The organism is Streptomyces sp. NBC_01428 (assembly GCF_036231965.1).
In the GTDB taxonomy this organism is placed as follows: domain Bacteria; phylum Actinomycetota; class Actinomycetes; order Streptomycetales; family Streptomycetaceae; genus Streptomyces.
In genome coordinates, this window is the sequence record NZ_CP109499.1 from 6299478 (window position 1) to 6316672 (window position 17195).

Here is a 17195-nt window from a genome sequence, read left to right on the forward strand (position 1 = left end):
CAGGACCGACGGTACGTCACACTCCTCGCGCCACCGCACGGTAGCCTCGCCCCGTGGCCGCCCTGCCACTGCCGTTCCGCTAAGTTACAAGATGTCTCGCTCTGTCCGGAGGCCCCAGTGACGACACGTGGAGTTCTCTACGTGCACTCCGCGCCCCGCGCGTTGTGCCCCCATGTCGAGTGGGCGGTCGCGGGGGTGCTCGGCACGCGCGTCAACCTCGACTGGATCCGGCAGCCCGCCGCGCCGGGCACCTGGAGATCCGAGTTCTCCTGGAAGGGCGAGGTCGGCACCGCCTCCAAGCTCGCCTCCGCGCTGCGCGGCTGGCACCTGCTGCGCTTCGAGGTCACCGCCGAACCCTGCTCCACCGCCGAGGGCGAGCGCTACAGCTGCACCCCCGAACTCGGCATCTACCACGCCGTCACCGGCATCCACGGCGACATCCTCATCCCCGAGGACCGGCTGCGCGCCGCGCTGCTGCGCTCCCAGCGCGGCGAGACCGACCTGGAGGCCGACCTCGCCAAGCTGCTCGGCAAGCCCTGGGACGACGAACTGGAACCCTTCCGCTACGCGGGTGAGGGCGCCCCGGTCCGCTGGCTGCACCAGGTCGTCTGACCCGCGAAACGCCGAACGGTGTGTGGCCCGTACCCCTGGATCCGGGGGTACGGGCCACACACCGTCGCACTGCGATGAACCGGCGTCAGATCGTGCGGAACGCCAGCACCACGTTGTGGCCGCCGAACCCGAACGAGTCGTTCAGGGCGGCGATACGGCCCTCGACGGGCAGTTTGCGCGCCTCGCCGCGGACGATGTCGGCGGCGGCCTCGGCCTCGGGGTCGAGGTTCTCCACGTTGATGGTCGGCGGCGCGATCCGGTTGTACAGCGCGAGCACGGTCGCGACGGACTCGACGCCACCGGCGCCACCGAGGAGGTGACCGGTCATCGACTTGGTCGCGGACACCGCGAAGTGGTCGGCGTCGTCGCCGAACACCTTGCGCAGCGCCTTCAGCTCGGCCACGTCGCCGGCCGGCGTCGAGGTGGCGTGCGCGTTCACGTGCACGATCTCGGCCGGGTCCAGGTCGGTGCTGTCGAGCAGGTGCTGCAGCGCGCGGGAGATGCCGCGGCCCTCGGGCTCCGGCTGCACGATGTCGTGCGCGTCGGCCGAGATGCCCTGGCCGACCGCCTCGGCGTACACCCGGGCGCCGCGCTGGGCGGCGTGCTCGGCGGACTCCAGGACGAGGACGCCGGCGCCCTCGCCGAGGACGAAGCCGTCACGGGCGACGTCGTAGGGACGGGAGGCGCCCTCGGGGTCGTCGTTGTTCTTGGACATCGCCATCATGTTGCCGAACGCGGCGATGGGAAGCGGGTGGATGGCCGCCTCGGTGCCACCGGCGACGACGACGTCGGCGCGGCCCGTGCGGATCATCTCGATGGCGTAGCCGATGGCCTCGGCGCCGGAGGCGCACGCGGAGACCGGGGTGTGCACACCGGCGCGGGCGCCGACGGCGAGACCCACGTTGGCGGACGGGCCGTTCGGCATCAGCATCGGGACGGTGTGCGGGGAGACGCGGCGTACGCCCTTCTCCTTCAGCACGTCGTACTGGTCGAGCAGGGTCGTCACGCCGCCGATGCCGGAGGCGATGACAGCGCCCAGCCGGTCGGGGTCGACGCTCTCGTCCTCGCCCGCCTTGTCGGTGAAACCGGCGTTCGCCCAGGCCTCCTTGGCCGCGATCAGCGCGAACTGCGCCGAGCGGTCCAGGCGGCGGGCCTGCGGGCGGGGGATGACCTCGCCCGGTTCCACGGCGATCTGCGCCGCGATGCGGACCGCCTGGTCGGCGGCCCACTCCTGCTCCAGGGGGCGGACGCCGGAACGTCCGGCGATCAGGCCCTCCCAGGTAGAGGCTGCGTCGCCACCCAGCGGTGTGGTTGCGCCGATACCGGTGACGACCACGGTGCGATTGGTCGGGCTCACGGGAATTCTTTCTCCAACGGATACGAGGATTCAGCGGCGCCACCGCCGGGTGGCGGGGCATCAGCCCAGGCGGACCGGGGCACTAGGCCCCGGCGAACCCGGGCGGTCGGCCCAGGTGATCGACGGATCAGGCCTGGTTCTTGAGGATGTAGGACGTCGCGTCGCCGACCGTCTTGAGGTTCTTGACGTCGTCGTCGGGGATCTTGACGTCGAAGCGCTCTTCGGCGGCGACGACGACCTCGACCATGGACAGCGAGTCGACGTCCAGGTCGTCGGTGAAGGACTTGTCCAGCTGGACGTCCTCGGTGGGGATCCCGGCGATCTCGTTGACGATCTCGGCGAGACCTTCGACGATCTCTTCCTGAGTGGCGGCCATGTCAGGCGCTCCTTCGGTGTGTTTACAGAGGGTGGCGATATTCCGTACGGACCGGATGATCCGGCACGGAGTGCCTAGGGGAGGGTAACGACCGTCGCGGCGTACACGAGACCCGCCCCGAAGCCGATGACGAGCGCGGTGTCGCCGCTCTTCGCCGCTCCGGTCGCCAGGAGCCGCTCCATAGCGAGCGGGATCGAGGCGGCCGAGGTGTTGCCGGTGGTGCGCACGTCACGCGCGACCGTGACGTGTTCCGGCAGTTTGAGGGTCTTCACCATCGAGTCGATGATCCGCTCGTTGGCCTGGTGGGGAATGAAGACGTCCAGGTCGTCCGGGCTGATCCCGGCCGCTTCCAGCGCCTGCTGCGCGACCTTCGCCATCTCGAACACGGCCCAGCGGAAGACCGCCTGGCCCTCCTGCGTGATGGCGGGGAACTTGATCTCGCCCTTGGAGTCGAGCGGAAGCTGGGTGACGTCGCCGACGTGGAAACGGTCCCAGGGAACGGTCTGCTTGATCGTGCCGGCCTTGTCGCCCTCGCTGCCCCACACGGTCGGGCCGATGTGCGGCTCGTCGGAGGGACCCACGACGACCGCGCCCGCGCCGTCACCGAACAGGAAGGCCGTCGCGCGGTCCTCCAGGTCGGTCAGGTCGGAGAGCCGCTCCACGCCGATGACGAGGACGTACTCGGCCGAACCCTCGACGATCATGCCCTTGGCGAGGGTCAGGCCGTAGCCGAAGCCCGCGCAGCCGGCCGAGATGTCGAAGGCCGCGGCCTTGTTCGTGCCGAGCTTGTCGGCGATCTCGGTGGCGATGGCGGGGGTCTGGCTGAAGTGCGACACGGTGGAGACCACCACGGCGCCGATCTGGTCGGCGTTGATCCCGGCGTCGGCGATGGCCTTGCCGGACGCCTCGATCGACATCGCGGCGACGGTCTCCTCGTCGGAGGCCCAGTGCCGGGTCTCGATGCCGGAGCGCGAACGGATCCACTCGTCGGAGGAGTCGATCGTCTCCAGGATCACCTCGTTGGGCACCACGCGGACGGGGCGGTAGCCGCCGACGCCGAGAATGCGCGCGAACGGAGCGCCCTTGGGTGCCTTGATCTTCGACATGCTCTCGGGCTCCTTAGGCCGCGCTGTGCTCGGCGATGAGCTCGCGAGCTGCGTCGAGGTCGTCGGGTGTCTTCAGGGCCAGCGTCGTGACGCCGGGCAGCGCGCGCTTCGCCAGACCGGTCAGCGTGCCGCCGGGGCACACCTCGATCAGCGCGGTCGCGCCGAGTTCCTTGAAGGTCTCCATGCACAGGTCCCAGCGGACCGGGTTGGCGACCTGGCCGACCAGCCGCTCGACGACCTCGGCGCCGGTGGCGACGGCCCTGCCGTCCCGGTTCGACACGTACGTGACCCGCGGGTCGGCGGGCGTCAGGTCCTGGGCGGCCTTCGCCAGCGCCTCGACGGCGGGGGCCATGTGCTCGGTGTGGAACGCGCCCGCGACCTTCAGGGCCACGACCCGCCGGACACCCTCGGGCTTGTCCGCCTCCAGAGCGGCCAGCTGCTCCAGCGTGCCGGCGGCCACGATCTGGCCCGCGCCGTTCACGTTCGCCGGGGTCAGGCCCAGCTTCTCCAGGTGTGCGACCGTCGTCTCCGGGTCGCCGCCGAGCAGCGCCGACATGCCGGTCCGGGTGACCGCGGCGGCGTCGGCCATCGCGAGGCCGCGCCCCCGCACGAGGGTCAGCGCGGCGGTGTCGTCGAGCACTCCGGCGAACGCGGCGGCGGTGATCTCGCCGACGCTGTGGCCCGCGACGGCACCGGGGTTCACGTCACCGAGGGCGGCGGCGGACAGCAGACCCGCGGCGACCAGGAGCGGCTGGGCGACCGCCGTGTCGCGGATCGCGTCCGCGTCGGCCTGGGTGCCGTAGTGGGCGAGGTCGAGCCCGATGGCGTCCGACCACGCGGCGACGCGGTCGGCGGCACCGGGGAGTTCGAGCCAAGGAGTCAGGAAGCCGGGCGTCTGGGCGCCCTGGCCGGGAGCGACGAGTACGAGCACTCTCACACTCTCTCTTGTGGACGGCCACGGCCGCCCGTGGGGACAGGGACGAAGAACACGAGGGGGAATTGTAGGTCCCCGACAAAAGGCTAGGTCTGGGGATCTCCATCGGCGAGACGCCCCAGGATCAGCGCGATCCGCAGCGTGAACGCGGATCGTACATCCGAGGGCGACCAGCCGGTGACGTCAGTCACACGTCGGAGCCGGTAGCGCACGGTGTTGGGATGGACGAAGAGCATCCGGGCGGCCCCCTCCAGGCTGCTCGCCTGCTCCAGATAGACGCTGAGCGTCTCCAGGAGCGCGGAGCCGGCCTCCTCCAGCGGTCTGTAGATCTCCTCCACCAGCTGCTCGCGGGCGGACGGATCGGAGGCGATGGCGCGCTCCGGCAGCAGATCGTCCGCGAGAACCGGGCGCGGGGCGTCCTGCCAGGCGGTACATGCCTTGAGACCGGCGGCGGCGGCCTGCGCGGACCGGGTCGCGGCCAGCAGGTCGGGCACGATCGGCCCGGCGACGACCGGTCCCGCGGCGTACGGGCCGATCAGCGACTTGGCGACGGCGAGGGGGTTGTCGCTGCCGCCCGCGATGACGACCAGCCGGTCGCCGAGCACGCCGGTCAGGACCTGGAGCTTGGCGTGCCGGGCGGCCCGCCGGATCGCCTCGACCGTCAGTTCGCTGTCACCGTCGGGGGCCGTGCCCAGCACCACGCAGACATGTTCGGGCGAGTTCCAGCCGAGCGCGGCCGCCCGGGAGACGGCACCCTCGTCGGCCTCGCCGGAGAGCACGGCGTTCACGACGAGGGATTCGAGCCGGGCGTCCCACGCGCCGCGGGCCTCCGCCGCCTGCGCGTACACCTGGGCGGTCGCGAAGGCGATCTCGCGGGCGTATACGAGGAGCGCCTCGCGCAGCACGGACTCGTCGCCGGGGGCCGCCACCTCGTCGATGGCCGACTCCATGACCTCGATCGTGGTGCGCACCATCTCCACGGTCTGGCGCAGGGTGATCGCCCGGGTCAGCTCGCGCGGCGCGGTTCCGAAGACGTCGGTGGAGATGGCCTGGGGCGCGTCGGGGTGCCGGAACCACTCGGTGAAGGCGGCGATGCCGGCCTGGGCGACCAGCCCGATCCACGACCGGTTCTCCGGTGGCATGGCCCGGTACCACGACAGCGTCTCGTCCATGCGCGTGATCGCCTGGGCGGCGAGACTGCCGGACGACTTCTCCAGCCGCTTGAGGGTCGCGGAGTGCGCGTGGACGTCGTGCGCTGGGCGCTCGGTGTTGCTCGCTTCGGGTTCGGGCACGGGACAAGACTGCCTTATCAGGACGGAGCCGTGCGGCGGCGGGTCGCACGTAAGCGGGGAGGCCGGGCGTCCGGCCGGGGCTACGGTGGTGGACGTGATGGACGTCCGCCGCGCCGAAGAGCGCTACCGCGGAGGGGACCCGGCGGCCGGGATCTCCTCGCTCCACGCCTTTTCCTTCGGCCCGCACTACGACCCCGACAACCTCCGCTTCGGCGCGGTGATCGCCTGCAACGAGGAACGGCTCGATCCCGGGGCGGGCTTCGACGAGCACCCGCACAGCCATACCGAGATCGTCACCTGGGTGGTGGAGGGGGAGCTGACCCACCGTGACTCGGCGGGGCACGAGTCGGTGCTGCGGCACGGCGACGTCCAGCGGCTCAGCTCGGCGGGCGGTGTCCGGCACGTCGAGCGCAACGACGGCGAACTCCCGCTGGTCTTCGTGCAGATGTGGCTCGCCCCGCTGGAACCGGGCGGCGACCCGTCGTACGAGATCGTGCACGGCATCGCCGACTCCACGCCGTACGCCCTGCCCGAGGCGGGTGCCATGCTGCACGTGCGCCGTCTGACGGCGGGTGAGCGCACCGCCGTCCCGGACGCGCCCTTCGTCTACGTCCACGTCGTCCGGGGTGAAGTCCGCCTGGACGGCGAGGAACTGGGCGAGGGCGACGCGGCCCGCATCGCGGACGCGAAGGACATCGAACTCGTCGCGGGCGTGCCCGCCGAGCTGCTGATGTGGGAGATGGCCGTCGGCTGACTCCGGAGGCCGCCGTCAGGACACCGCTAGACCGCCGCGTCGAGTTCGCGGATCAGCCGTGCTCCCTCACGGGTCATGATCTCCGGGTCCCGCAGGGCGTTGGAGAGCAGGGACATGCCCTGGTAGGCGCCGACGAGGGTGAGCGCGCGGCCCTCCGGGTCGGCGTCGCCGAGCTCCCGGTACTGCCCGGCGACCCAGTCCAGCAGCAGCCGGACCACCTGCCCCGCCGCGAGGTCGAGGCCGCCGTCGTCCCGCTTGTCGAGCTCCGCGGCGAGGGTGCCGGTGGGGCAGCCGTAGCGGGCTGCGGTGTCGCGCCGCGAGACCCACGCGCCGACGAGTCCCTTGAGGCGCTCGCGCGGATCGGGGAGCCGGTCCAGCTCGTCGGTCAGCTCCTTCAGATGCCCGGCGTGCTCGGCGAGGGCGGCCTCGACCAGCTCGTCCTTGGTCTTGAAGTAGTAGTAGACGTTGCCCGCGGGGACGCCCGCGGCGCGGGCGATGTCGGCGATCGTCGTGCGCTCCACGCCCTGCTCGTGCAGCACCCGGGCCGCCGCCGCCGTCAGCAGGCGCCGCTTGCCGCCCGCCCGGGCCCGGGGGCTCCGGACCTTCTCTGAGTCAGTCACCCGACTGACTATAGACAGCCGTGCGCGCCGCTTGCTAGCGTCGCCCCGTCGAACTAAGTCAGTCGACTGACTAAATCTTCACGAGGAGACCGGCATGTACGTGGTGACAGGAGCGACCGGGAACGTGGGACGGGCGCTGGTGCGCAGGCTCGACGACGCGGCGCTGCCGGTGACGGCGGTGGCCCGGCGGATCACCGGCGCGGACGTGCCCGAAGGCGTCCGGACGGTGGCGGCCGACCTCGCCGAACCCGCCGGGCTGGGCCCCGCGTTCGACGGGGCCGAGGCGCTGTTCCTGCTGGTGGCGGGGGAGGACCCGCACGGCGTCCTGGGCGCGGCGAAAACCGCCGGCGTCCGGCGGGTGGTGCTGCTGTCCTCGCAGGGCGTCGGCACCCGGCCGCAGGCCTACGAACACCCGGCCCGCTTCGAGCGGGCGGTACGGGAGTCGGGCCTGGACTGGACCGTCCTGCGGTCCGGCGGGATGGCCACCAACGCGTTCGCCTGGGCCGGATCCGTCCGGGCCCGCCGCGAGGCCGCGGCCCCGTTCGGCGACGTCGGGCTGCCGTTCGTCGACCCCGACGACGTGGCCGCCGTCGCGGCCGCCGCGTTGCACGGGGAGGGCCACGCCGGGGCCACCTACACGCTGACCGGTCCCGCCGCGACGACCCCGCGGGAACGCGCCGCCGCCATCGCCGCCGCACTGGGCGAGCCCGTGCGCTTCACCGAGCAGACCCGCGAGGAGGCGCACACGCAGATGGCGGCCTTCATGCCGCTGCCGGTGGTCGAGGGCACCCTCGCCATCCTCGGCGAACCGACGGAGGAGGAGCGCCGGGCCGGCCCCGACGTGGAGCGGGTGCTGGGCCGCGCGCCGGGCACGTTCGCCGGCTGGGCGCGGCGCAACGCGGCGGCGTTCCGCTGAGCGGACGGGAGGCGCGGCCGTCCCCGCCGGCCTCTCCTCAGGCGCCGAGTTCGGCCAGCACCGCGTCGGTGAACGGGGTCCACGCCTCGATCGCCCAGGGTCCGAAGGCCCGGTCCGTCAGGGCGACGCAGGCGGCACCCGCGACCGGGTCGACCCACAGGAACGTACCGGACTGGCCGAAGTGGCCGAAGGTCCGCGGGGAGGACGAACTCCCCGTCCAGTGCGGCGACTTGGAGTCGCGGATCTCGAAGCCGAGACCCCAGTCGTTGGGGCTGCGGTGTCCGTAGCCGGGCAGGACGCCCTTCGTGCCCGGGTACTGCACGGTCATCGCCTCCGCGACCGTGCGCGGGTCCAGCAGCCGGGGGGCCTGGAGCTCGGCGGCGAAACGGACGAGGTCCTCGACCGTCGAGACACCGTCCTTGGCGGGGGAGCCGTCCAGTGTCGTCGCGGTCATGCCGAGCGGTTCGAGGACCGCCTGGCGCAGGTACACCGCGAAGGGCATCTCCGCGGCCTTGGCGATGTGGTCCCCGAGCACCTCGAAACCGGCGTTGGAGTACAGCCGCCGCTCACCGGGCGCGGAGGTCACCCGGTGTTCGTCGAAGGCGAGACCGGAGGTGTGCGCGAGCAGATGCCGGACCGTCGAGCCGGGAGGCCCGGCCGGTTCGTCGAGCTCGATCGCCCCCTCCTCGTACGCGACGAGCGCGGCGTACGCGGCGAGCGGCTTGGTGACCGAGGCGAGGGCGAACCGGTGCTGCCCCGGGCCCTGGGTGCCCACGACCGTGCCGTCCGCGCGGACGACCGCGGCGGCGGCGGTGGGAACGGGCCAGTTCGCGATCAGCGCCAGACTCTGCAAAGACATGCGGCCGAGCCTAAGCCGCTCACAGGGTCAGCCGCATCGAGGGGTCGGGCTTGCGGACGAAGCCGAGGGACGCGTACAGCGGCTCGGCCTCGGCGGACGCGTTGAGGTCGACCTGCCCGACGCCCCGCTCGCGGAACCAGTCGAGGAGCGTCTCCATGCAGGCGCGGGCGTACCCGCGGCGCCGGGCGTCGGGGTCGGTGGCGACACTGAAGACGTGCCCGACCGCGCCGTGCGGGTTCTCCGCCCGCCCGATCCGGTACTCGACCGTCCCGGCGACGAGGGCCGCGAGCGCGCCGGGCCGGTCCGGGTGGTCGACCACGAAGGCCACGAAGGACTCCTGCGGATCGGCGAGCTTCGCGCGTACGGTGGGCAGCGAGGCGGCATGCCACGCGCTGGAGCTGTCGGCGGCGAAGACCGAGTCGATCATCACCTGGCGCAGGCGGAGCACTTCCCGGGCGTCTTCGGCTGTGGCACGGCGTACGAGACTCATGATCGGCACGCTAGCCACCCGCACCGGGGCGCGTCCTCGCATTTTCGGCGGATTCCGCTTGCTTCGAGTGCACTCCAAGGTTTTAGCGTGGGGGCCATGACCGTGATGGAGACGACAGCCGAGGCCGTCGAGACCGACGCCGACACCTGCGCCGGACCGCCCGAGGGCGACCGGCGCCCGGACGGCCAGGACAACTACACGATCAGCGAGGTCGCCGCGTACACAGGCCTCAGCGCGCACACCCTGCGCTGGTACGAGCGCATCGGGCTTATGCCGCACATCGACCGCTCGCACACCGGCCAGCGCCGCTACAGCAACCGTGACCTGGACTGGCTCGGCCTGGTCGGCAAGCTCCGGCTCACCGGGATGCCGGTCGCCGACATGGTGCGGTACGCCGAGATGGTGCGCGCGGGCGACCACACCTACCGGGAGCGCTACGAACTCCTGGAGGCGACCCGACGGGACGTCAAGGCCCGGATCGCGGAGCTCCAGGACACCCTCGCGGTGCTCGACCGCAAGATCAGCTTCTACGGTGACGCCGGGCGGGCACTGGCGTCGGAGAGGTCCCGATGACGGACAGCAGGATCGCGACGGCACGGCTCGGCGCGGACGGACCCGAGGTCGGTGTGCAGGGTCTCGGCTGCATGGGGATGAGCTGGGCGTACGGGCCGCCGGACGCCGAACAGTCCCGGGCCGCCCTGAGCCGGGCGCTGGAGCTGGGCGTGACCCTCTTCGACACCGCCGACGCCTACGGCAAGGGGGAGAACGAGACCTTCCTGTCCTCCTTCGTCGGAGCGCACCGGGACGACCTCGTCATCGCCACCAAGTTCGCGCTGACCAGCTCGCCGGACGACCCCTACAAGCGGATCGTCCGCAACGACGCGCCCTACATCCGCGCGGCCGTCGAGGCGAGCCTGCGCCGGCTGGACGTCGACGTGATCGACCTCTACTACATGCACCGCCGGGACGTGGACATCCCCATCGAGGAGACCGTCGGGGTCATGGCCGAACTGGTCCGCGAGGGCAAGGTCAAGCACCTCGGGCTGAGCGAGGTCACCGCCGGCGAACTGCGGGCCGCCCACGACGTCCACCCCATCACCGCCGTGCAGTCCGAGTGGTCGCTGTTCAGCCGCGACATCGAGGCGGCCGTGGTGCCCGCGGCCCGCGAACTCGGGGTCACCCTGGTGCCGTACTCACCGCTCGGCCGCGGCTTCCTCACGGGATCGTTCGCCAACGCCGACGAGGACCTGACCTCGGACGACTTCCGTCGCACGATGCCCCGCTTCACCGGCGAGAACGCGAGCGCCAACGCCGCCCTCCTCGAACCGGTCCGCACGGTCGCCGCCGCGCACGGGGCCTCGCTCGGCCAGATCGCGCTGGCCTGGGTCCAGCAGCGCGGCAGCGTCCACGGACTGACCGTCGTGCCGATCCCGGGGACCACCAAGAGCCGGCGGGTGGAGGAGAACACGGCGGCCACCCGCATCGTCCTGACCGACGGCGAACTGGCCCTCCTGGAGCCGATCGCGGGCAAGGTGGCGGGCGACCGCTACGCGGACATGACGTTCTCGTCCGCCGGCCGCGAGTGAGCGCCGGGTAGCCGCCCGGGCGCGCCGGGCATCACGGGGCGGGCGGGACCCGGCGCACGCCCTAGAGCTGCGCCAGGAGTTCCGCCTTCTTGGTGGAGAACTCCTCGTCGGTGACGAGCCCCGCCTCGTGCAGCTCGCCGAGGTGCCGGATCCGGTCGGCGATGTCGGCCGGGTCCCGGCGCGGCACGGCGGACGCGGTCACCGGCGCGGGGCTCGCGGAGCGCGCCGCGGCCAGCACGGCCGCCGCGAACGGCAGGGACTCGTGGACCGGTCCGTAGCCGAGACCGAAGACCACGGCCGCGGGGTCCTGGTCCGCCTGCGCGGGCTGCGCGATGACGGGCTCGCGCCGCAGCAGACGCAGATGGCCCTCGAACACCTCCGGGGAACGCCATTCGACGCCGCTCAGCGCGGAGACCGGGAACGTCTGGTCGCCGGCCTTCCACTTCGCCGACGAGGCGCCCGTCCAGAACCAGCGGAAGGACACCGCCTTGCCGTCGAAGGAGGCTTTCCCGTCGTACGCCTTGAAGCTGAGGGGTGCCTCGGGCGGTTCCACCAGGAAGCGCTCGGCCGGTTCGTCGTCCGCGGTGAGCCGGGCGCGCAGTTCGTCCGCGTAGTACTCGGCGAGTGTCTCGCGCTCGGCGGGCAGCACCAGGCGGTAGGGGTCGCACCCCTCCTTGAGCTGTCCCGCGGCCGCCTCCATGAGGGGGTCGGCGCCGGGTCTCGGCACCGCGCGCAGCACGACCGTGCCCCGCTTCCCGGGCGTGAGCGTCACCGCCGCGACCGCGTCGAGAGGGATGCGGCGTTCGCCGAGCGCCTGGAACAGCTTCGGCGTGCGGATCCCCCGTTCGAAGCGGATGACCACGGAGTCGGACTCGAACTCCCAGGCGGCATGCAATCCGGCCAGTACGTCACCCATGCGGGCCATCGTATGCGGCACGCAAGCCTCCGTCGCCTCTCCGGGCGGACCGCGATTCTTTCGGTCTCTACGCGCGTCAGGCCGCTGTCGCGGCGGACAAACCCGCCCGGCAGCCGCCGTCGTCGTGCGCGCATCGGACCGCGCGGTACGCGCCAATGCCGATCTCCGCGAAGTTGCGGAGACTTTCCGTTCCCGGCTGGAAGTAGCCGGCGTGTCCCTTCGCCCCGTCGGCGGACAGGAGGCGCGCCCCGAACCCCTTCGACACCGGGTCCGCGCCGTGCCCGAGGCCGCCGACCTCCAGATGGGGCACGTCCCGGATCCAGTCGTCCGCGTCGCGCATCGCCCACACCCGGGCAGTGGTGTGCAGACCGGCGGTGTTCGCCGCCCGCATGCCGGGGCTGCCCGCCACCGCTATGTCGGAGACCCGGGAGGGCAGCGAGTGGGCCGCCACCCCGCACAGCACCGAGCCGTAGCTGTGGCAGTAGAGCGCGACCGGCTTGGTCCCCGGTAGTGCCCGGAGCAGCGCGTTCAGCCGTACCGCGCCTTCCTGGGCGCGCATCGCGGTGGCCGAGTCGATGCCGAGCCCGCTGGGTGCCGTGTAGTCGGCCCACGCGATGACGGCCGTCCGCGCAGCGGGGTCGGCCGCGCGCTGCGCCGCGTACAGCGAACTCGCCATGCCGACGGGCGCGGAGTACTGCTTGTCCGTGCGCTGGAAGGTGAGCAGGTCGGTGTCGACGCCGGGCACCACGACGGAGACGCGCCGGGCGGTGTCGAGGTCGCCGAACACCTCGGCGATCCGGCCCGATCCGTTGGGGTCGAAGGCGAGGATCTTCCGGTCGCCGTCCAGCAGTGCCTCGTAGCGGTGCATCCGGCGGCCGGCGTCGTACTGGCCGACGGCGGAGAACCGCTTGTCGTGCGTGCGCCGTTGTTCGACCTTGCGTTCGTGTTGCAGCGCGAGGCGGTTGGCCTGGTACCGCAGGGTCACCGGGGCGCCGTTCATGTTGCCGACCGCGAGCGGATAGCGGTGGGCGAGCCGAGCACGCTGGTGGGCGTCGAGCGTGTCGAAGAAGCCGGCCAGCCGGGCGGGCGTGGCGTCCGGGTCCGGAAGCCGGTGTCCGGCGATGCTGCCGTGCTCCCACGCGGAGCGGGACGCCTGGAGCGGGGAGGGTGCCCGGTGGCTGTGGAGCGCGGTCCAGCCACTGGTGGCCAGCATCACGAACACCACGGCCAGCGCGAGCAGCGCACGCCAGGCGTTGAGTTGGGGGGTGGAGTCGAAGGAAGTCACTGAGAGGACACCCTAGGAGAAGTGGGGTGCCTCCCGTTAAACGAGTGACTGGGATCACGTTTCTGGTGGGGTAATTGGGGCAAACCGGGTTCAGTTTGAGTTAAATAGTCACACTCTGTTGGCGAATTCCTGCGACGCGTGTGCGAGTTGTGACGCTCTGTGCGGGGTCTCGGGGGTCCTCGCTGTCATGACCCCGCAGAGGGCTCCGGCGGCTCGACGGACGGCCGGTCCGGCCGGGTGTCCCACTTCTCCGCCAACGCGGGCCCCACATGGTCGAGATAGGAGGCCGTCAGCGCGCGGATCGCCGCCACGCTGGTGTCCTCGCCCGCGCCCCACCGGCGGCCCGTCACCCGCATCACCCCGCCGAACACCGCGACGGCGATGCGCGGCCGGGGGTCCGCGTCCACGTCGAGGCCCTCGCGCTCGGCGATCAGCCGCGCGATCTCCTCCTCGATCTCCTCCGAGCGGCGCAGGTGGGCCGCGAGCAGTGCGGGCGTCGACTCGATCAACTGGTAGGTGCGCATGTGGAGTTCGATCGGCACGACGGCCTCGATCGCCTCGCCGATGGTGTCCCAGCTCTCCAGGACGGCTCGCCGCAGCGCCTCCAACGGGGCCTCGTGGGACGGCCGTTCGCGCACGGCGTCGATGAAATGGGACTCGCTGAGCCGCTGCAGGAAGAGGGCGGCGTCCTCCTTGCCCGCGAAGTAGCGGAAGAAGGTGCGCTGCGAGACGTCGACGGCCTCGGCGATCTCGTCGACGGTGGTGCGCTCGTACCCCTGCGCGACGAAGAGTTCGAGGGCGGCCCGCAGCAGGGCGTCCCGGGTGCGCTGCTTCTTGCGCTCGCGCAGGCCGGGGCGGGGTGCCGCCGTCGTCGCGGCAGGCGTCGTCGCCGCTGCCGCCGGTCCGGCGCTGCCGCCCGTGTCCGTCATGGTCCCGGAACCTCTCCCTCGCGTCCCTCCCCGAACAGTCGGCCCAGTTCAGCCTATCTGTGAGTAACGTGACAGTTACCGACTTGTGAATTGGTTTGTCAACTGTCAGTGACTGTCACTAGCCTCGAAAACATGACTAGTCAGACCACCATCGACAAGCCGGAGCCCGGCGACAAGGCTCCGGTCTCCCCGTCGGACGGGGCCCCGTCCACGGGCCTGCGCGGCCATCCGTGGTTCACCCTCATCACCGTGGCCGTCGGGGTCATGATGGTGGCCCTGGACGGCACCATCGTCGCGATCGCCAACCCCGCCATCCAGAAGGACCTCGGCGCGAGCTTCGCCGACGTCCAGTGGATCACCAACGGCTACTTCCTCGCCCTCGCGGTCACCCTGATCACCGCGGGCAAGCTCGGCGACCGCTTCGGCCACCGGCAGACCTTCCTCATAGGCGTCCTCGGCTTCGCCGCGGCCTCCGGTGCGATCGGCTTCTCCAGCAGCATCGCCCTGGTCGTCACCTTCCGCGTCTTCCAGGGCCTGTTCGGCGCCCTGCTGATGCCGGCCGCGCTCGGCCTGCTGCGCGCCACCTTCCCGGCCGAGAAGCTGAACATGGCGATCGGCATCTGGGGCATGGTCATCGGCGCCTCCACCGCGGGCGGCCCGATCCTCGGCGGCCTGCTCGTCCAGCACGTCAGCTGGCAGTCGGTGTTCTTCATCAACGTGCCCGTCGGTGTCCTCGCGCTGGTCCTCGGCACGCTGATCCTCACCGACCACCGCGCCGCGAACGCCCCGCGCTCCTTCGACCTCCTCGGCATCGCGCTGCTCTCCGGCGCCATGTTCTGCCTGGTCTGGGCCCTCATCAAGGCGCCGGCGTGGGGCTGGGGCGACGGTCTGACCTGGACCTTCCTGGTCGTCTCGATCGCCGGCTTCGTGCTCTTCGCCCTCTGGGAGAAGCGGGTGAAGGAGCCGCTGATCCCGCTCGCCCTGTTCCGCTCCGTGCCGCTGTCGGCCGGTGTGGTGCTGATGGTCCTGATGGCCATCGCCTTCCTCGGCGGTCTGTTCTTCGTCACGTTCTACCTGCAGCGGGTGCACGGCATGAGCCCGGTCGACGCCGGTCTGCACCTGCTCCCGCTGACCGGAATGATGATCGTGGGCTCGCCGCTGGCCGGCGCCCTGATCAGCAAGGTCGGCCCGCGCATCCCGCTCGCCGGCGGCATGGCGCTCACCGCGGTCTCCATGTACGGCATGTCCACGCTGGACACGGACACGAGCAGCCTGGTCATGTCGATCTGGTTCGCCGGTCTCGGCCTCGGTCTCGCGCCGGTCATGGTCGGCGCCACCGAGGTCATCGTCGGCAACGCGCCGATGGAGCTGTCCGGTGTCGCCGGCGGGCTCCAGCAGGCCGCCATGCAGATCGGCGGCAGCCTCGGCACGGCCGTGCTGGGTGCCGTCATGGCCTCCAAGGTCGACAGCGACCTCGCGGGCAACTGGGCCGACGCCAAGCTGCCGCCGCTCACCCCGGCCCAGCTCGACCAGGCGTCCGAGGCCGTCCGGGGCGGCGTCGCGCCGGTTCCCCCGGGCACGCCGGCCGCGATCGCCGCGCGGATCACGGACGTCGCCCACGACACCTTCATCTCCGGCATGAGCCTCGCCTGCCTCGTCGCCGCGGCCGTCGCCGTCGTGGCGGTGTTCGTGGCACTGCTCACCAAGCGCGGCGACAACGCCGACGCCGCCGGAGCGGGCGCCGGACACATCTGACGGACGGGGTCACCCGGGGATCGCGTGGCGGAATGTCGCCTATCCGGGTGATCACGCTCACGTTCCCTCCCGTTCGGCACACGCCGCAGGTCACAGTGGGTCAAGTCCTCCGTACGGCCTGGAGGGCGACCGGGTCTGCGGCGCGCTGCCGGAGGGGGGTGGCGCGCGTGCAGGTCTGTACGCGTGGAACGGGGGTACCCGAGGCATCGACCCGAACCGACCGAGAGGTCACGGGAGTTCAGGAGTTGATGATGGCGGGCTTCGGAAACGGTACGCGCAGGTACCCCCGTTCACGTGGCCGGATGGGACCACGGACCGGGCCGGACAGCGCGACCTTGGGCATCATCGGAGTCGTGTGCGCGGTTGCCGGCTTCTTCACGCTGGGAATCGTCCTCGGGCCGGTCGCGATGATCTGCGGCTGGTTCTCGATGGGGCGCCGCTGGACGGGCTCGGGGCCGGTACCGGCTCTGATCGCCCTCGTCCTGGGAGCGATCGACACACTCCTGGCGATCATCTGGCTGGCGGGCGGCGCGGGCAACGGCCTGCTCTGAGGCCGCTCGACGGCTGTCACCTGTTGTGGGCCCGTGTGCCGCTGCGAGCGGCGCGCGGGCCCACAGGTCTAGGTGGGGGAGTGCTCCTCGGACCCTGACGGCAGGGGGTGCGGGAGGAGACCCGGGGTGCCCGTGAGGGCGGTGAGCTCGGCGCGCAGGGCCCGTACCTCCTGGGTGAGGGCCTCGATCGCCGCGGTCTGCCGGCGTTCCTCCACGTCGTCCTTCTCGAACCGGGAGATGAACCAGGCGGCGATGTTCGCGGTGACCACACCGAGCAGGGCGATCCCCGACAGCATCAGACCGACGGCGAGGACCCTGCCCATCCCGGTGGTCGGGGCGTGGTCGCCGTACCCCACGGTCGTCATCGTCGTGAAGGACCACCACACCGCGTCACCCAGCGTCCGGATGTTCCCGTTGGGCGAGTCCCGCTCCACGGACAGCACGGCGAGCGAGCCGAACATCAGCAGTCCGACGACCGCGCCCCCGACGTACGTCGTCAGCCGGATCTGCGAGGCCATCCGCGCCCGCCGCCCCACGAGCATCAGCGTGGAGACGAGCCGAAGGAGCCGCAGCGGCTGGAGGATCGGCAGGACCACCGCGCACAGATCCAGCCAGTGGGTCCGGACGAAGTCCCGCCGCCGGCCGGAGAGCGCGAGCCGTACCAGGTAGTCGGCCGCGAACGCCCCCCACACCACCCACTCCACCACCGTGCAGGTGAGCGCCACCGCCGGTTCCGCGTCGCTGTCCACGATCGGCACGGCGTACGCGAGGGCGAAGGCCACCGCGAGGACGAGCAGGGGCCGCTGGGTGTGCAGCTCCCAACGGGCCTGAGCCGATTCTTGCGTCATGAGCGCATC

At 71.7% G+C, this 17195-nt stretch carries 19 protein-coding genes; 7 read left to right on the top strand and 12 right to left on the bottom strand.

The genetic code is table 11. The annotated features are described in order from the left end of the window. Positions 1–117 precede the first annotated feature (117 nt). Positions 118–612: a DUF3145 domain-containing protein gene (locus OG406_RS27215; RefSeq protein WP_164375619.1), complete on the top strand. Its 495-nt coding sequence runs from the start codon at positions 118–120 to the stop codon at positions 610–612. Between the two features lie 85 nt (positions 613–697). Here the strand turns inward: OG406_RS27215 and fabF are convergent, their stop codons facing one another. The 5 genes from fabF to fasR all read right to left on the bottom strand — a co-directional run bounded on the left by fabF (position 698) and on the right by fasR (position 5677). Further along, the gene (gene fabF / locus OG406_RS27220) at positions 698–1969 is read right to left on the bottom strand and encodes a beta-ketoacyl-ACP synthase II (RefSeq protein WP_266613479.1); all 1272 of its coding nucleotides are present in this window, start codon (positions 1967–1969) and stop codon (positions 698–700) included. Positions 1970–2096: 127 nt separating this feature from the next. Then, positions 2097–2345 (bottom strand): acyl carrier protein, encoded by a 249-nt coding sequence (locus tag OG406_RS27225; RefSeq protein ID WP_081217104.1) that lies wholly within the window; start codon positions 2343–2345, stop codon positions 2097–2099. 74 nt (positions 2346–2419) lie between these two features. Beyond that, positions 2420–3451, bottom strand: a complete 1032-nt coding sequence (locus tag OG406_RS27230; protein WP_164375621.1) for a ketoacyl-ACP synthase III — start codon at positions 3449–3451, stop codon at positions 2420–2422. A 13-nt stretch (positions 3452–3464) separates the two neighbouring features. Further along, complete coding sequence (locus OG406_RS27235) at positions 3465–4382, bottom strand: ACP S-malonyltransferase (protein WP_164375622.1); 918 nt, start codon at positions 4380–4382, stop codon at positions 3465–3467. 89 nt (positions 4383–4471) lie between these two features. Further along, positions 4472–5677 (bottom strand): fatty acid biosynthesis transcriptional regulator FasR, encoded by a 1206-nt coding sequence (gene fasR, locus OG406_RS27240; RefSeq protein ID WP_081217101.1) that lies wholly within the window; start codon positions 5675–5677, stop codon positions 4472–4474. 94 nt (positions 5678–5771) lie between these two features. Here fasR and OG406_RS27245 point away from each other — a divergent pair, with 94 nt between their 5' ends. Next, positions 5772–6431, top strand: a complete 660-nt coding sequence (locus OG406_RS27245) for a pirin family protein (protein WP_266848702.1) — start codon at positions 5772–5774, stop codon at positions 6429–6431. 26 nt (positions 6432–6457) lie between these two features. On the opposite strand, the gene OG406_RS27250 is transcribed toward OG406_RS27245, so the two are convergent. After that, positions 6458–7051 carry a TetR/AcrR family transcriptional regulator gene (locus OG406_RS27250; protein WP_164375624.1) on the bottom strand — a complete coding sequence of 198 codons (594 nt, stop codon included), beginning with the start codon at positions 7049–7051 and terminating at the stop codon, positions 6458–6460. A gap of 94 nt (positions 7052–7145) precedes the next feature. On the opposite strand from OG406_RS27250, the gene OG406_RS27255 reads away from it, so the two are divergent. Next, the gene (locus tag OG406_RS27255) at positions 7146–7967 is read left to right on the top strand and encodes an SDR family oxidoreductase (protein ID WP_164375625.1); all 822 of its coding nucleotides are present in this window, start codon (positions 7146–7148) and stop codon (positions 7965–7967) included. Between the two features lie 37 nt (positions 7968–8004). On the opposite strand, the gene OG406_RS27260 is transcribed toward OG406_RS27255, so the two are convergent. Beyond that, positions 8005–8826: a serine hydrolase domain-containing protein gene (locus OG406_RS27260; protein ID WP_329188273.1), complete on the bottom strand. Its 822-nt coding sequence runs from the start codon at positions 8824–8826 to the stop codon at positions 8005–8007. Positions 8827–8845: 19 nt separating this feature from the next. Continuing rightward, complete coding sequence (locus OG406_RS27265) at positions 8846–9316, bottom strand: GNAT family N-acetyltransferase (RefSeq protein ID WP_164375627.1); 471 nt, start codon at positions 9314–9316, stop codon at positions 8846–8848. A gap of 96 nt (positions 9317–9412) precedes the next feature. Between OG406_RS27265 and OG406_RS27270 the strand changes: the two genes are divergently transcribed. Both OG406_RS27270 and OG406_RS27275 read left to right on the top strand, forming a co-directional pair. Further along, positions 9413–9889: a MerR family transcriptional regulator gene (locus tag OG406_RS27270; protein WP_164375628.1), complete on the top strand. Its 477-nt coding sequence runs from the start codon at positions 9413–9415 to the stop codon at positions 9887–9889. Continuing rightward, entirely contained in the window at positions 9886–10902 is a 1017-nt protein-coding gene (locus tag OG406_RS27275; protein WP_329188275.1) for an aldo/keto reductase, read from the top strand. Before OG406_RS27270 ends, OG406_RS27275 begins: the two co-directional genes overlap by 4 nt. Before the next feature lie 61 nt (positions 10903–10963). On the opposite strand, the gene OG406_RS27280 is transcribed toward OG406_RS27275, so the two are convergent. The 3 genes from OG406_RS27280 to OG406_RS27290 form a co-directional block, all read right to left on the bottom strand. After that, positions 10964–11827 (bottom strand): DUF4429 domain-containing protein, encoded by an 864-nt coding sequence (locus OG406_RS27280; protein ID WP_266619953.1) that lies wholly within the window; start codon positions 11825–11827, stop codon positions 10964–10966. Positions 11828–11894: 67 nt separating this feature from the next. Continuing rightward, positions 11895–13103: an alpha/beta hydrolase gene (locus OG406_RS27285; RefSeq protein ID WP_164375630.1), complete on the bottom strand. Its 1209-nt coding sequence runs from the start codon at positions 13101–13103 to the stop codon at positions 11895–11897. Between the two features lie 185 nt (positions 13104–13288). Next, complete coding sequence (locus OG406_RS27290; protein ID WP_329188277.1) at positions 13289–14032, bottom strand: TetR/AcrR family transcriptional regulator; 744 nt, start codon at positions 14030–14032, stop codon at positions 13289–13291. A 132-nt stretch (positions 14033–14164) separates the two neighbouring features. On the opposite strand from OG406_RS27290, the gene OG406_RS27295 reads away from it, so the two are divergent. Next, positions 14165–15787, top strand: coding sequence for an MFS transporter (locus OG406_RS27295; RefSeq protein ID WP_266613462.1), 1623 nt, complete (start codon positions 14165–14167; stop codon positions 15785–15787). Positions 15788–16035: 248 nt separating this feature from the next. Further along, a complete protein-coding gene (locus OG406_RS27300; protein WP_164375633.1) occupies positions 16036–16338 on the top strand; it encodes a small hydrophobic protein in 303 nt (100 codons plus the stop codon). 68 nt (positions 16339–16406) lie between these two features. On the opposite strand, the gene OG406_RS27305 is transcribed toward OG406_RS27300, so the two are convergent. Further along, complete coding sequence (locus tag OG406_RS27305) at positions 16407–17186, bottom strand: potassium channel family protein (RefSeq protein WP_164375634.1); 780 nt, start codon at positions 17184–17186, stop codon at positions 16407–16409. Positions 17187–17195: the final 9 nt, after the last annotated feature.